This window comes from Bradyrhizobium sp. USDA 4501 (assembly GCF_054062115.1).
The window spans coordinates 6,021,463-6,036,332 of sequence record NZ_JBSSEX010000001.1 but is presented as its reverse complement, the minus strand read 5'-3'; the positions used below and the strand labels follow the sequence as shown (position 1 = coordinate 6,036,332).

General features: G+C 59.2%; 13 protein-coding genes. 3 read left to right on the top strand and 10 right to left on the bottom strand.

The features are described from left to right. Positions 1–4: 4 nt before the first annotated feature. On the bottom strand, positions 5–1,222 hold the full coding sequence (wecB, locus tag ACVWZM_RS27785; protein ID WP_082653799.1) for a non-hydrolyzing UDP-N-acetylglucosamine 2-epimerase: 1,218 nt from the start codon (positions 1,220–1,222) through the stop codon (positions 5–7). Between the two features lie 594 nt (positions 1,223–1,816). Here wecB and ACVWZM_RS27780 point away from each other — a divergent pair. Together ACVWZM_RS27780 and ACVWZM_RS27775 are read left to right on the top strand one after the other, a co-directional pair. Continuing rightward, entirely contained in the window at positions 1,817–2,950 is a 1,134-nt protein-coding gene (locus ACVWZM_RS27780; protein ID WP_057017404.1) for a glycosyltransferase family protein, read from the top strand. Positions 2,951–3,090: 140 nt separating this feature from the next. Further along, the gene (locus tag ACVWZM_RS27775) at positions 3,091–4,605 is read left to right on the top strand and encodes a hypothetical protein (protein WP_156436225.1); all 1,515 of its coding nucleotides are present in this window, start codon (positions 3,091–3,093) and stop codon (positions 4,603–4,605) included. Between the two features lie 17 nt (positions 4,606–4,622). Here ACVWZM_RS27775 and ACVWZM_RS27770 read toward each other — a convergent pair whose 3' ends face one another. The 6 genes from ACVWZM_RS27770 to ACVWZM_RS27745 all read right to left on the bottom strand — a co-directional run bounded on the left by ACVWZM_RS27770 (position 4,623) and on the right by ACVWZM_RS27745 (position 10,524). Beyond that, positions 4,623–5,111, bottom strand: a complete 489-nt coding sequence (locus ACVWZM_RS27770; RefSeq protein ID WP_057017402.1) for a hypothetical protein — start codon at positions 5,109–5,111, stop codon at positions 4,623–4,625. Between the two features lie 15 nt (positions 5,112–5,126). After that, a complete protein-coding gene (locus tag ACVWZM_RS27765) occupies positions 5,127–6,698 on the bottom strand; it encodes a lipopolysaccharide biosynthesis protein (protein ID WP_244558775.1) in 1,572 nt (523 codons plus the stop codon). Then, positions 6,661–7,716 carry a hypothetical protein gene (locus tag ACVWZM_RS27760; protein ID WP_063790096.1) on the bottom strand — a complete coding sequence of 352 codons (1,056 nt, stop codon included), beginning with the start codon at positions 7,714–7,716 and terminating at the stop codon, positions 6,661–6,663. Before ACVWZM_RS27760 ends, ACVWZM_RS27765 begins: the two co-directional genes overlap by 38 nt. 68 nt (positions 7,717–7,784) lie before the next feature. Continuing rightward, positions 7,785–8,438, bottom strand: a complete 654-nt coding sequence (locus tag ACVWZM_RS27755; RefSeq protein ID WP_057017399.1) for a PIG-L deacetylase family protein — start codon at positions 8,436–8,438, stop codon at positions 7,785–7,787. A gap of 5 nt (positions 8,439–8,443) precedes the next feature. Then, on the bottom strand, positions 8,444–9,238 hold the full coding sequence (locus ACVWZM_RS27750) for a glucose-1-phosphate cytidylyltransferase (protein ID WP_057017398.1): 795 nt from the start codon (positions 9,236–9,238) through the stop codon (positions 8,444–8,446). Further along, complete coding sequence (locus ACVWZM_RS27745) at positions 9,235–10,524, bottom strand: class I SAM-dependent methyltransferase (protein ID WP_057017397.1); 1,290 nt, start codon at positions 10,522–10,524, stop codon at positions 9,235–9,237. Before ACVWZM_RS27745 ends, ACVWZM_RS27750 begins: the two co-directional genes overlap by 4 nt. 208 nt (positions 10,525–10,732) lie before the next feature. Here ACVWZM_RS27745 and rfbC point away from each other — a divergent pair, with 208 nt between their 5' ends. Next, complete coding sequence (gene rfbC, locus ACVWZM_RS27740) at positions 10,733–11,263, top strand: dTDP-4-dehydrorhamnose 3,5-epimerase (RefSeq protein WP_057017396.1); 531 nt, start codon at positions 10,733–10,735, stop codon at positions 11,261–11,263. 4 nt (positions 11,264–11,267) lie between these two features. On the opposite strand, the gene ACVWZM_RS27735 is transcribed toward rfbC, so the two are convergent. The 3 genes from ACVWZM_RS27735 to ACVWZM_RS27725 all read right to left on the bottom strand — a co-directional run bounded on the left by ACVWZM_RS27735 (position 11,268) and on the right by ACVWZM_RS27725 (position 14,779). After that, positions 11,268–12,587 carry a DUF4910 domain-containing protein gene (locus ACVWZM_RS27735; RefSeq protein WP_057017395.1) on the bottom strand — a complete coding sequence of 440 codons (1,320 nt, stop codon included), beginning with the start codon at positions 12,585–12,587 and terminating at the stop codon, positions 11,268–11,270. Between the two features lie 17 nt (positions 12,588–12,604). Beyond that, positions 12,605–13,675, bottom strand: a complete 1,071-nt coding sequence (locus ACVWZM_RS27730) for an NAD-dependent epimerase/dehydratase family protein (protein ID WP_057017394.1) — start codon at positions 13,673–13,675, stop codon at positions 12,605–12,607. Between the two features lie 120 nt (positions 13,676–13,795). Further along, positions 13,796–14,779, bottom strand: coding sequence for a GNAT family N-acetyltransferase (locus ACVWZM_RS27725; RefSeq protein ID WP_245311477.1), 984 nt, complete (start codon positions 14,777–14,779; stop codon positions 13,796–13,798). Positions 14,780–14,870: the final 91 nt, after the last annotated feature.

Below are 14,870 nucleotides of genomic sequence, written 5' to 3'. Positions count from 1 at the left end.
TTGATCAGTGGGCCGGTTGGGGAACCGGCGACGGCGGTTTCGTATGCATCTCGGCATTCGACAAAAGATTGACGCTCGCTATGCCATCAGCTGGATGTTTCGGCCGACGGACATTCAGAAGATCATGCACGATCAGTTTGCTGGCGCGTCCCTCACCGAACGGATTGGCACCGAGAGACATGGCTTCGTGCTCCGCTGGCACATCGAGCAGGCGCTCGACGCCTGCAACAATGCGAACCGGGTCGGTGGTGACCAGGCGAGCGACGCCGGCGTCAACGGCCTCCATGCGCTCGCTGGTATCTCGCATGACAAGCACGGGCTTCCGAAGCGCCGGCGCCTCCTCCTGAATTCCACCGGAATCCGTGAGGATGAGATACGAACGCGTCATGAGGTAGACGAACTCGGGATAGTTAAGGGGTTCGATCAGGAAGATATTCGACGCATCGCGCAGATGGTCGAACACCGGCCCGCGCACGTTCGGATTCAAATGGACGGGATAGACGATCTGAATATCGTCCCGCCGACTGATCGTCTTCAATGCCTCGCAGATTTGCCGGAACCCGGATCCAAAGCTCTCGCGCCGATGTCCAGTCACGAGGATGAGCCGCTTCGAGGTATCGAGCCATGAGTATTTCGCTTCAAGCGACCGACGAAGCTCGCCCGGTTGAGAGATATTTGAAGCCATACGAAGCAGTCCGTCGATCACGGTATTGCCGGTGACAATGACGGCGTCTGGCGGATACCCCTCCTTCAGCAGGGCAGAACGCGCCCGCGACGTCGGTGCATAATGCCTCGTCGTAACGACGGCAGTGACCCGCCGATTGGCCTCCTCCGGCCATGGACTCATGAGATTGCCGGTTCGCAATCCCGCTTCGACATGCCCGACACTGACCGACCGGAAGAACGCGGCAAGTGCAGCCGCCGTACTGGTTGCGGTGTCGCCCTGTACAAGAACGTAGTCCGGATTGTAGTCGGCGATGATCGGATCGATTCCGGTCATGACCGCACTGAACACTTCGCTCAACGACTGGTTCGGTCGCATGATGTTCAGGTCGTAGTCAGCCTTCAACGAGAAGGCCGACATCACATCATCGAGCATCTGACGATGCTGGCCCGTCACGCAGACGCGCGTATCAATTCCTTCTGCTTCGCCCAGCGCAAGCACAAGCGGTGCCATTTTGATCGCCTCTGGACGAGTACCAAATACGCTAAGAATACGCATGAACCCCGACGCCGCCTGTGTTCAATGATTTGCCGTGTTGAATATTTTTGTCGTTTCGAAATGATGCGGCACGCTACCGGATTTTCCCGACGCGTTCATCGCCAACGTTGGCTCGGCACATGTTAAATGAAATTTATAGCTAATTCTCGGAGTTGCCGCAGAGCGCGTTGCGCATCATCGAAGCCGGCTGTTGTCAGGCGGTTCCAGATTTAACCTTTTCGGGTTAACGCGCACTCACTCATTGTCCGCTGACGTTCTTCGCTACTGCCAGCGAGTTCCAGATTTAACTTCTCCAGGTTAACGCGGATTCGCTGTACCGTTCGCAAATCTTCGCCGATGCATCCTCGTGCTTGCATTCGCAACGGCACGGCGGGAATGCCAATGCGCGTGCAATGAACTCCACAGGCTCGCCATTATCCAATTTCGGGAAAACTTGTACAAAACAAGATTAAATAGCGTATCTGGACTAGCGTTGATTGGCGCCATTGCGCGCATCGTGACGACGATCAACGCGCAACTCGCTCCTGGTCGAGAGATTCCGGAAGTCGTGCGGCCGGCACTTTCCGGCATTTGATAGGTCGGAGGCAGCGCCTCGTGGAAGGCAAGGTTTTACTCCTCTCGCAGCGTCGGATTTCCGATCTTGTTGCATTTTGCCTCAGCTATGAGTTCGAGGACAATTTGGCGGCGATGGCGCGCGCCGATCAGTTCGATGTTCAAAATCGCGCTGCGCTGGAGTTCTCGCGACGGGTCTACAAGTGGACGCGCCTTGCATCAGGATCGACCAAACTGGCAGGTGTGCTGGCACCCTCCCCGCCGCAACTGCGGCTGCAACGTGATTACGAACTGTTCTTCCCGATCTTCAGCAATGCGTATCAACTTCACTCGCTCGCTGCGATTCCCGACTGGCGCAAACGGTGTCGCAAGGCCGCATGCTTCATCACTGAAGTCTGGGCAGACGACATCCCGGAGTATCTGGTCGAGCTCCTGTCCGGATTTGATCATATATTCGTCGGCCTGCATCACTGCGCACCGCAGATTGCGCGAATAGCAGGTCGACCGTGCAGCTATCTGCCGCTGGCGGTCGACGTGGAGCGGTTCGCGCCGAGGCCCGAGCAGCAGCGATCGATCGCCGTGTGCAACATCGGGCGTCGTTCGGCGACGACCCACGCCGCGTTGCTGGCCGGCGCCGAGAGAGAGCGCTTCTTCTACTACTACGACACTGTGGCGGCGAGCGGTTCGAACCGAAAAGAAAGGACGTTCCGGGTCGACAATCCGGAAGAACACCGCATCATGATTGCGAATATCCTGCAGCGCAGCCGCTATTTCATTGCCAATCGCAGTCACGTCAACAACCCGGAATTCACGGCCGGCCGTGATGAGATTTCCGCTCGCTACTATGAAGGCGCTGCAGCCGGGGCGGTGATGGTTGGAGAAGCGCCGCGCACCGAAGAGTTTGCACGGCAGTTCGACTGGCCCGACGCCGTCATTCATGTACCCTTCGATTCGTCCGACATTTGCCAGATCCTCGAAGCGTTGGACGCAGACCCGGCGCGACTGCGAGCGGTTCAGAACGCAAACGTCCGGGAAGCCGCGCTGAGGCACGATTGGCTCTACCGCATACAGACGGTATTCGACATCCTCGGTATTGCTCATACCGATCAGATGCGCGCACGAGCCAACCGTCTGCGCCAGATCGCCGAATCCTTTGAGCTGCCAGCGGCCGCCTGAAATCGTCGCCCTCGCGCAGTGCGGAGCAATGCGGCGTTTCCGCCGGTTTATGGTTAACGGCCTGTTAAGCGGCGGCTGCTACATCCCGGCAGGTAGGCGATCCTTTTCATATGATCGCCAGGGTGTCGCGAACGTCCGCAATGGCGGACAAACGTCAAGCTGCGTATCCAGGCATGAAACGCTCCAGTCAGCTCCCCTCGGCTCAGGCGGCCATCCTCAATGCGCCGCCCTTGCCACGTCAGGCAGACAGGCTTGCTGCACCTCTGCGACGGCGTGGCGCCTGGACGCAATTCGTCGAAGCCCGCCTGCGCGAGCCCGTAAATCCGGAACGAAATCCCGCCGAGCCGCCGCCAGACAGTCCGACCGACAAGCAACCGACGATCCTCGGCGACAATCCGAGCTTGCCAGGCGGTGGGCCGACGAATGAAGCCCACCCGGTCCCCGACTTGGAACACCTGCAGCCGATCGTGCTCCCGCAGGATGAGGTCAGTCTGCGCCTGAATGAGGCCGCGGAGAACATCGGCCGCTGGACAAATGTGGCTCCGCCTGATGCCGGACCAGACGACGGGTCCGTCTCCTCTGCGGCCGATCCAAACGATGCTTCAGCGGAGGAATCCGACAACGACACGCAGCCAGCGCCACCGGACTCGCATGCCGGCTCAGCCGTTGCCTCGTACACGCCTGAAGCAGATGAAGGAGAGGGATTCAGTCCGGCCGCGGACCCAGGTCCGAACTCGGTGCCGCCGGCGTCAATCCGTCTAGCAGTGCAACCGCCCGTGCACACCAGCATTGCCGAGGCGAGCGTCGCGGTGCAGGAACCGCAGATCATACTGATCGACAAGCTGATCGCGGAAGAACTTCAGAGCTCGCCGCGAGACCGACGTTCCATCACCAGCGAATGGAAAGTGCGCAACTTTGTGTGGTTCCTTGCTCCGACAGCGGCTCTGCTGGCGATTGGCACCGGAATGCTCATGCGAGGCAATGTTGCATCCGTGTTCAATACAACACCCCAGGTTGTCAGCCATTCGAACGCGACGCCCGTTCAGTCGCCACCGCAAAGCAGACGCAAGCTGAAACCGGCAATTGCCACGTTCGTACATCGTGCTCCGATCGAAGCAGCCGCGCCCGCACCAACCGCACGTTCACTGCCGACGACATATGGGATTTTTGCGTCAAGCATCGGGCGGATGATCCGGCTCGAGCCGATGAACATCCGCCTTCCCGACAGCCGGATCGCCGTGTCGGTATTGACCACGAAGCCGGGCACGGTTGTGGTGCCGCACGGCCCGCTTTCGTTTGTCGCGTATCAGCGCGAGCTTATGACAAGCGCGCCCGACAACGCACAATTGCGCATTCTCGCCCAGGTGGCACGAACACCGTCGTCACCGGCAGTCGCTATGGCCAACGATGCCTGGGCTATCCGGTCCGTTTCCATCGACCTGACCGTAGCGCCGGTCCCTGAAAGCCGCGAGATGGTCGAGCTGCAGCCAGTGAACCCAGATCTCGTCCTCTCACCCGGCCGTTACGTGCTGGTCTTCAAAAACCAGGCCTACGACTTTGTCGTAGCCGGCAAGGTTACCGATAAGGCTCATTGCCTCGAGAGGGCGGAAACGCCGGACGGCGACAGGTTCACCGAGTGCCGCAGGCTCCCGTAATGTAGGGCGGCCCGGTCCTAGGGCGGCGTCGACGCGACCGCGGCCGGCGGCAACTTTGTCGCTTTCGCAGTGGCGGCACCGATGCTGAGCTGGCCGGTCTTGCGCCAAAGCAGCAACCCCGCTCCGCCGCCGATCGTACAGATCGCAAGCAGCACGATTTCACCGCGCCCCAATCCACCAGAGATCAGTGCGTAGGGCAGCATGCCCAGACCCATCCAGAAGAGCTTTTGCCACTGGTAGGAGTCGTACCTCTTGCCAAGATTGCGACGCTTGAACCACAGATCTTTCGCTTCGCGCGAAAACGGAAGGACACGTCGGCACACGGCCGGCACAAGGCGAAGCGCGAGCAGCAAGGCAAGAAACATCGTCAACGCGACCACGATACGATCGTCGCCGCCAGACAGCAGTCGGAACACCGGCAGAATGCAAAGGCCGAGGCCGATCCTCAGGAATGCCCCGGCGGGCCACGTGTCCAAGTTAATCAGGAAGCGCTCAACGGAGGTCATGGGCGTGATCCAGGATCAGGAGTTGACTTGCAGTCGTACAATGCCGAAGTCGCGTAGCAAGGACCACGCGAGTTGCAGTGGCCGCGTGATCCTGAAGACCCCGACCACGACGGCCAGGTAGGCCGTCACACAGATCACGCTCGCGACGGGAATTCGCAGCAACCGCGGCAATTCCTGCAGGAATGCGCCCTGTATCGAGAAAGCGATCGCTACCGCGACCAGCGCAGCAATGGTCTGCGGCGCTGTCGCGCGCAGGACGTCCCCGATTGTGATCCCGACAGGCCTGCCGGCATAGACGAGCGCAGGAACGAACAGCACAAACATGGTGACCGTGTAGGCGATCGTCACTCCGACCACGCCGAACGGCAGTCCGGCTGCAAGCGCAACCAATTGGCAGATTGCACTGAAGATGCCCCATCGCATCCACCGATCGGGACGCCCGACCGCGACATGCACCCAACCGAGAGTTCGCTCGATGCAGTCTGCAATGCCGCGAATGGCCAGGATGCAGAGCAAGGAGCCCGCGGGAGACCATTTTTCTCCGAGAAGCACGATCACGATGTCATGAGCGCTCACGGCCAGGGCCGCGAAGGCAGGCCCCGAAAAGTAGCAAAGCAATGAAAGCGCGCCTTCCCAGGAGCGTTTCAATTCGGCCGCACTGTGCTGGAGCTTGCTCAGTCCCGAAACCGCGATGTTATGCAGCGGCTCACTGAGAATCGACAGCAGGTTGTTGTAGATCGTGAAGGCGTTCTGAAAATAGCCAAGCGGCCCCGCCCCGAGGAAATACCCCATCGCGATTCTGTCCGCCGAACGAGCGAAGTAATCCGTCATGGTGAAGCCGGTGACTCCCAGCCCGAAGCGCAGCAGTTCCTTGACCATTGGCGTGAGCCTGGGCCTGCCTGGGATCCATCGACAGGCGGTCCAGGCTCCCACGACGGTCAAGGCCGATGTTATGATCGGCTTGGCGATCAGCGCCCAGTAGCTCCAGCCCGAAAGCGCCAATCCAACGCTTGCAGCGCTTCCGATGATGTTCGCCGATATGTCGATCATCGCGATGCGGCGAAACTGCATTGCCCGACGCATCAGCGCATAGTGTTGCGTCGACAAGGCCATCATCAGGAAGGTCACCGACAATGCCAATGCCATGCCCGCGAGCGATGGCTCGCCGAAGGCACGCGCTATCCACCGACCGGACGCAGCCAGCACGACAGCCAGCACGACGCCGATCAGAACGTTCAGCCAGAACAACGTGCTGACCTCGGCTCGTGAGATGCTGCGCCGCTGGGCGGAGGCCTCGCTCATCCCGAGATCGACGAAAAGGGGCGCGAAGCCGATCAGGGCCAGCATCATGGCCACCAACCCGAAATCGTGCGGTCCGAGCAGTCGCGCCAGCACGATCGTCGAGGCCAATTGAACGAAGATATTCAGTCCACGCGCAGCAATGAACGCTACGCCGCTGTGCAGCGACCTGCGGCCAAGGCCAGAATATGGCTTGTTGTCCGCAAAATACTGATCGGTACGTTCGTTCCGATGCACGCGCCGTTCCCGTTCAATTCGCTGGATTCTGGCCTTGAGGTACCCGCTCAAGCCAGATTTCTCGCCAATAGGGATAGATGGCGCGCGGGCAGAAGCGGCGGCAGATCGCATAGCGCGCCTCACACACGACATCCTTCAGGATGATCGCGTCCGTCTTGAAACGGACCATCTTGCATGAGCCTTCGTCGATGATTTGCTTTTGACGCCTCTCGACCTCGTACTCGCGTTCCGTGAACGGTACCATCTCCGGATCGAAATACAGGCCGCGATTGCGGTAATTGCAGTCCAGTGTCTCGAGGATGTCCTTGTACGGCTTGACGCGCACGACGTCGCCCACCTGCAGATCAAGCCGGGACTGCGGGACCTTGCTACCCTCCGGCACACCGAAGGGCCTGATCGGATAAGGCACGCCGCCACCTCTCATGCGCTGGAATGTGTCGTAGATCCAGCGCATCGCGGTGCCAATGCCGAGCCCTGCTTCAGTGACCGTGCGCCAGACCGAGAACGTCAATCCGGCGACGAGGTCCTGCAACCGAACGTTACCCGAAGTGTAGTCCTCGAGATACTGACGCGGATCCCACCACTTCAGGGGTTGCGTGGCGAATTTGACCTGTGTGTTCTGGCAAACGTAGGTCGGCTCGGTTTCGCCGACCTTCGGCGGATGCTTGATCGTGCTCCACAGCGTATCCTCGCTGCAGCCGCCTGACCTGAACGGCTTGTCAGCGCCATCTGGCGACGGCGTTTTCTCGCCCGCCGGCTTCAACCAGGCGTCCTTCCAGAATATCAGACAGGCCGCCTCACAGCCGTCATGAGCCGCGCCGTTGCAGCGAATGTTCTCGAGATGGACCGTGTTCAGCATCTTGCGCCCGCCGATACCGAGCGCGGGATCGCAGGTCTTGTGAGCTCGCTTGCCGACGCGAAGCCTCTTGCCGCAATACTTCAGCATCTCGGGCATGAAGGGCATTTCCTCCAGGCGACCGTTGGCATCCAGCGTCGCGAGGATCTCCTCCTTGCTTCTGACCTCCACCAGGTCACCAGCGCGAAAGATGCTTGAAAATAGCGTGCTCATATCGTGCGCCTTGAGATACACCCTGCAATCAGAAATTCACCGGCTGCGTGACATCCGCGCAACCATCGTCAGATCAGTGTCAACTTTCGCCCAAAAAATGCCTCGGCGAAGCGTTCCGTAGCCCTGCACTCCATGCCCCGAATCCGTGCGAGGCCGCGAAAGGTGTCCGCATCGAACCACTGCTTGGATCGCTGCGTCCCGAAATGCTTGAGCAGGAGTTCAATCTTACGATCGAGCGCCGCCGCCGACACCGGCATGTAAACGTTGGGTTGACCGAAGTCGCCATCCCACTTCGGGATCTCATATTCCAGAATCTGATGATCACGAAACGTGTTCCAGGTCAGGCGACAGACCTGACGATGGTCCTGATGAGCATCATCCCTGCGATGCGTCAGAATGACGTCGGGCTCGACCCGCCGCCTCAGCGATTCAAACCATTCCTTGATGGCTTCTCCCCTTTCCGGGAAAAATCCGTCGGGAAATGACAGCACCTCGACATTCGCGGATGCCGCCTCGCACAAGAAGTCAGCCGCCGACGCTCTCGCCTCAGCCTCCCGTATGGCGCCACCGCTTAGAACGCACCAATGCACGTCCAGCTTGATACCCCGCTCGATCAGATCCAGCAGCGTCGCTCCCGCGCCGATTTCGATATCATCCGAATGGGCGCCAAGGCACAGGATCGACAGACGGTCTCCGGGCTTGGCAAGCTGCAATGCTCTCATTCCGGTTATGCCGCGCTGGCGACCGACGAGTGATTCAGCCGCCACGGCGTGTCGCCGCGCTCCACCATGTCCTCCAACACTTGTCTATCGCGCAGGGTATCCATGGCGCGCCAAAAACCCTCATAGCGATAGGCCATGAGATGACCGCCCTCGATCAAACGGTTGAACGGTTCCTGGACGAGTTCTTCTCCCTCCTTGATGTAGTCGAAGATTTCGTTGCGGAAGATGAAGTAGCCGCCGTTGATCCAGATCTCGGACTCCTGGCTGGAGCGAATCCGCTGCACCGACCCCTCGGCGTCAAACTCGGCAAGGTGGAAGCTGATCGGTGGATGGATCGCCACGAAGCAGCCGATCTTTCCGCTTTCCTTGAACTTCTGGATCATGTCCGGCAGCGGCGCATCGGTCAGCCCGTCGCTGTAGTTCGCAAGGAAAATCTCCTCGTCCTGGACGAGATGGCGGACGGCCAGCAAGCGCTGCCCGATGTTGCGCCATGTCCCCGTATCCACCAGCGAAACCCGCCAGTCCGGCTGATGTTCGCCGATCAACTCGACCTTTTTGCCGTACTCTGAAATCACGCAGTCGCTGTTCGCAGTCGCGCGATAATTCAGGAAGTAATCCTTGATCACGTTCGCCTTGTAGCCAAGGCACAAGATGAAATCATTGTGATTGTACTGGCTGTAGTACTGCATCACATGCCAGAGGATCGGCTGATGGCCGATCGGGACCATCGGCTTTGGTATACTCTCCGAATACTCGCGGATCCGCGTACCGAGACCGCCGCAAAAAAGGACAACCTTCATGGCGCAACCTCACGCGGATCAATGATTTCGACGTTAGGAATCGGAACGATGAACTTGCAGCCCCAGTCCGCGACATGCCGCATTTGCGCGACGATTTCCCTCTTCAAATTCCAGGGCAGGATGAACAGGTAGTCGGGACGAGCCTCGTCGATGGCTTCGACTGGGAGGATCGGAATGTGCATTCCCGGTGTATAGCGGCCGTGCTTGTAGGGGTTGCGGTCCACGGTGAAGTCGAGGAAGTCCGTACCGATGCCGCAGTAGTTCAGCAGCGTGTTGCCCTTGCCGGGAGCGCCATAGCCGCAGATCCGCGCGCCCTTGTTCTTGCTCGCGATCAAGAACGACAGCAGTTCGCGCTTGGTGCGATGAACCCGCGATGTAAACTGCTCGTACTGACCTATGTCTTCCAGGCCGATCCGACGCTCATGGGCCAGCAGTGCGGTCACCGCGGCGGAGACGGCGTGAGTCGCATCGGCGCGGCAGAGATAGACGCGAAGCGAGCCGCCATGCGTTGAGATCTGCTCGACGTCGAAAACCTTCAGATCATGCCGCCGCGCCAGACGATCGATCGTGACCAGCGAGAAATAGGAGAAATGCTCGTGATAAATGGTATCGAACTGATTTTCGTCGATGAGCCGCTCAAGATGCGGGAATTCGAGCGTAATCACGCCTTTCGGCGTGAGCAGGCACGCCATTCCGGCGGTGAAATCGTTTAGATCCGGAACCTGTGCCAGCACGTTGTTACCGATAATCAGATCGGCGCGCTTGCCATCTGACACCAGCTTCCGCGCCAGCTCCAGGCCGAAGAACTCGACCATTGTCGGGACGTTCTTCTGCCTAGCAACTTCGGCCACGTTGGCCGCCGGCTCGATTCCCGTGACCGGCACCCCGAGCGGCAGGAAGTGCTGCAACAGGTAGCCGTCGTTGCTCGCGATCTCGTAGACGCGGCTCTCGGCACCAAGGCTCAGCCTGGCCTTGATCGTCTCACAGTAGCGCCGCGCATGTTCCACCCACGACGTCGAGTAAGACGAGAAGTAGGCATACTCGGTGAAGATATGCTCCGGTTTAACGTATTCCTGGAGTTGCACCAGGAAGCAGGACCCGCAAACCACGGTGTGCAGCGGGTAGTACGGCTCCATGGCGTCGGTCTGGTCGGCTGTGAGAAAACTTTCGCAGAGAGGCGACATCCCCAGGTCGACAAACGTCGATTTCAACGTCGCGCCGCACAGACGGCAGTTACCGTGAGAGGATTTCGACCGAATCGATTCGAATCTCGAGTGAGCGTTCATTGGGCCGTACCATGAATATAGGATTGCCGAATATGAGATTGCCGGCGCTTAAATCGGGCTCGTTAGATTGAATTTTATCGTATGAAAGCGAACAATATGAAGCGATATCGAACAACAAGGTAAACCACGCAGTTGCTGAAAATTTTAGTAAAATTGTATAGAACTGGTCGTCGACAATTGGCCTCTCGGTCGGGAGTGGATACGTCCCATGCGCTTTGAAGCAACAGGACTTGACGGAGCGTGGCTCGTCAAAGTCGAGCCTGCACACGATGAGCGCGGCTTTTTCGCGCGCACGTTTTGCGAAGACGAGTTTCGTGCACATGGGCTCGTGACCAGATTTCCCCAGCACAGCGTCTCGAGCTCCTCGCGCAAGGCAACATTGCGCGGAATGCACTTTCAGAATGAGCCGCACGGCGAAGTTAAGCTCGTGCGCTGCTTGAACGGATCGATTTGGGACGTCATCATCGATCTGCGTGCGAACTCGCCGACCTTTCGTCAATGGCGCGGCTTCGAGCTTTCAGCGGAGAACGGTTCGCAGCTCTACGTCCCCGAGGGGTTCGCACACGGCTTTCAAACCTTGAGCGACAACGTTCAGGTCAATTACCTGATTTCGGAGTTCTACGAGCCTTCGGCTGCTAGCGGCGTCCGATACGACGACCCGATGTTCGGCATCAGCTGGCCTCTGGCCGTCAGCACGATCTCCGATAAGGACCTGAACTGGCCGCTTCGGGGTGCGTGAACGCTTACCGCACAGGCGCGAGGAGCCCGTGGCGCTCGAGCACTTTTGCTGTCGTCAGAATGACCGGGAACGGCAGGTCGGCACGCCTGGCGATATCAAGCAGAGAATGATGTCCGTCGGACAGATTTAGAATCCACAGCATCGCCATGTTGGCTGCAGCAGCGTCCTTGTCGCCGCCGATCGCACCATAGAGTCCGCGTCTACCCAGCTGCGGTTCGCCTTTCGGCGACGTGTTGTAGTAGCTACGGTTGCCTTCGAGCAGGTCGATGACTTCAGAAATGATGCGGAAGGATTCCCCGAGGTGCTCCGGCCGAATGAAGCTCAGGTCGTCGGCCGAGGTATGATACTGAGGGATGGCACCGAAATGGCTGCGCTGAAACAATCCCACTGGCAGGTTGAACCCGGGCGAGCAGTATTGCCGCTCATCATAGCCGTAGGGCGAAAACGCCAAAATCGTCGGCGTCAGTTTGGAATGCTGCAGCGTGTGTAACATTGCACGGTCGATTTCGGCATCGCCCTGCCTGCTCTTCTTGTATGTCGGACCGGCGCCGTCTCCGACCATTGATACCACGAGGCCGTGCTTGATATGAGACACACGATGCTCATTGCGGGCGAGCCAGGTGATCGCGCCAATCGTTCCCGGCGCAAAGAGAAACCGATAGCTGTATCGCGTTCGCATCTGGGAGATGCGGCTTGCGAGTTCCGCAAGCAGGGCCAGACCGGAACAATTGTCATTGGCAAGCGAGGGATGGCAAACATGCGCCGACAGAAGCACCTCGTCGTCTGACTCTCCCCGGTGAAAATACTCACCATAGGTCAAATGCCCGTCGGCGAGGGTCGAGTCGATCACGACCTCGTAGCTATCGTCCCGCAGTTGCTCCAGCTGTCGGTGGGCCATGCAGAAAGCCCAGTTTTCCTGGTAGTAAGACGTTCGGTAGGGGACCAGGTCCGGCTGATCGGGCAATGTGAAGATGTGGGACTTAAGCTCGTCCAACAACATGGTGCGGCGCACCGGCACGCTGTAGCTCATGACGTGCAGGTTCGATTCGTTGAAATCTACGACCTTCCGGCCCCGCGGGTCCTTGATGTACGCGTCCCGGATGTTCCACTCACGTGGCACGACCCAGTCGAGAACGGGTGTACCGGTCGGTACCTCGTGGACATCAAGGGAGATGTACGCACCGATCTCTCGAAGGGTCTGCCGCACACCGTTACCGGTAATGCTGCGGCAGATCGGGTAGATCTTTTGGGCAAGCGCAAAGATCTTTGCGCCTGAACTCGTGCCATCGTCTGCCGCCGACACGCCGTCCTCCTGGTGTGTCAAATCGATCGGCGCGTGTATTAGTTCGCGGCGAGAGCCGATTGCCCGACGCTCCGCCTCGACTTTACATGGCGGAGATCCGCATCGAGCACGGCGTCCGCCAGCAACTTGTTGACGTGGCTGATGCGCTGATACCGGGGACCTTCGAACTCTTCGAGCGTGATGCCCGAGACCCGGTAGGCCTTATAGAGCTGCTCCGCGCCCATCTTCGCATCCCATTGCGGCTTGAACTCCGGCAGCCTGGTTCGAATCTTTTCGAAGCTCACGCGATAGGACCGCGTGTCGGGACCGGCGCCATCGGCAAATTCGATCTGACAACCGGGGACAACATCGGCGACGATCTTCGCGAGATCGCGGATCTGGTAGTTGTGCGCCGTCTGGCCGACGTTGAAAGCTTCATTGAACACCGCCGCCTCGGGAGCCTCCATCGCCGCGATAAAGGCGCGGGAGATGTCCTCGATGTGAACGATGGGCCGCCAGGGCGTGCCGTCCGACTTCAAGAGGATCTTCCGCGTTGTCACCGCCCAGGCAACGAGATTGTTCAGCACGACATCGAATCGGAGCCGGGGAGATACGCCGTAAGCCGTTGCGGGTCGCAGGTAGACCGGGCAAAATCCGTCACCGGCGAGGCTGGCAATATCGCGCTCCGACTGCACCTTGGATTCGCCATAAGCAGTCACCGGGTTGAGGGCTCCGGTTTCGTCGATCATCCCGTCGCCCGCCTTGCCGTAGTTGCTGCAGGAGGACGCAAACACGAACCGTCGCACACCGGCTTGCTTGGCCAGCTGCGCGAGGCGCACGCTGGCTACATGATTGATCTGGTCGGTAAGGCCAGGTCTCAGATTGCCGAGCGGATCGTTAGACAGCGCGGCAAGATGCAGGACCGCATCAAAAGCCTTCAGGTCCGCAAGTTCGATGTCTCGCGTGTCCTTGCAAAGGGCCGGCACATCCACGATCGATCCGCCCTCTGCAAATGTGCAGCGAGAGTACAGATCGCTGTCGAGGCCCACGACTTCGTGCCCGGCACGCCGTAGCATCGGGGTGAGCACTGTTCCGATGTAGCCGAGATGTCCGCTCACGAGAACGCGCATCTAAACGCCTCCAAATTTATTCTGTTTCTATCTCGCCTACTTATTTCAAAATCGCCCGCTGATGCACGTGTTTGTAAAACCTTAGTTAATGGCGCGCCTGAAATTGCGGGAACGATCCGCTCAGGACGACGAAAAATGGTTGAGCCGTACCCCATGATCGTTGACGTCGCCGGTAGCGGCGCCAGGCGAGAGACGCCGCAGCAGCGCTTGGGGAACTCTGCGTAGTTGCCGGTGAAGCCGGTAACGTGTGGTGGAGCGGCTGACGTCGAAGCGATTGGCCAGTTCTCCGCCGAACGCCACAACGAATTTGTATCGCGCCTCGTTTTCGATTCCGCCATCGAAATCGAAATGAAGGCCCCGCTCGTGCGCCAGCTCGATGCCACTCCAGAGGAGCAGACTTACTGCGCCTGGATGCGCAATGCTCCTGTCCCGCGATGACAGGAAATAGTGCACGAACTTGTGGTCCCAGACGAAGAAGACCTGGGCGTGGACGTTGTTGTTCGAGTCCACCGCCGCGAGGATCTTGCATTGCTGTCGCTCGTTCGCGGCGGCATAGACAGCTTCCAATCGCGAGAGGTCGAAATACGACTTCGCGCCCTCCAGGTTGGCCTGGTAATACTTCACGAAGTATTTTGGGGACGTGACTTCGCGAATGGCGAGCCGTTCCCGCGCGCGTCGTATCACGTTCTTCGTCTTGTCGCGCAATCCCGACCAGAGCTCGTCTCGGGGGATCGTGCATTTCAGCATGAAAGTCGGATGCGCGCGCACCTCGTAGCCGCACGCGAGGAACGCGGCCACATCGCTGAACCCGGTATCGAGCGTCATCTCGACGTGATCGAAATCCGCGACCTGCTTGAGCAGGTCAGTGATGACCGCATGCGCCAACCGCATGCGCGCTTCCGTCTTGCCGGACTGCAGCGTGACCGTCGGCCCGAGAAAACGCGTGATCTGAGGCATCTCACATATGTTCATCCCGCTTTCAGTACGCGTGACGAACCGCAGAGAACCCACGACGCGCCCGCCACGCGAACAAGTGACTTCGCGCCAGCCACCGGGAGCCAGCGCATCCAGCCACCAATCCTCGTGAAAGACCGATTTGCGCATCAAATTCCTCTTCCGGAGACTAACCGGATAGCGAATCGGCAATCTGATTAAACCAAAACGTGCAGAAATGCCCAAGGTCCGCGCGGATCAG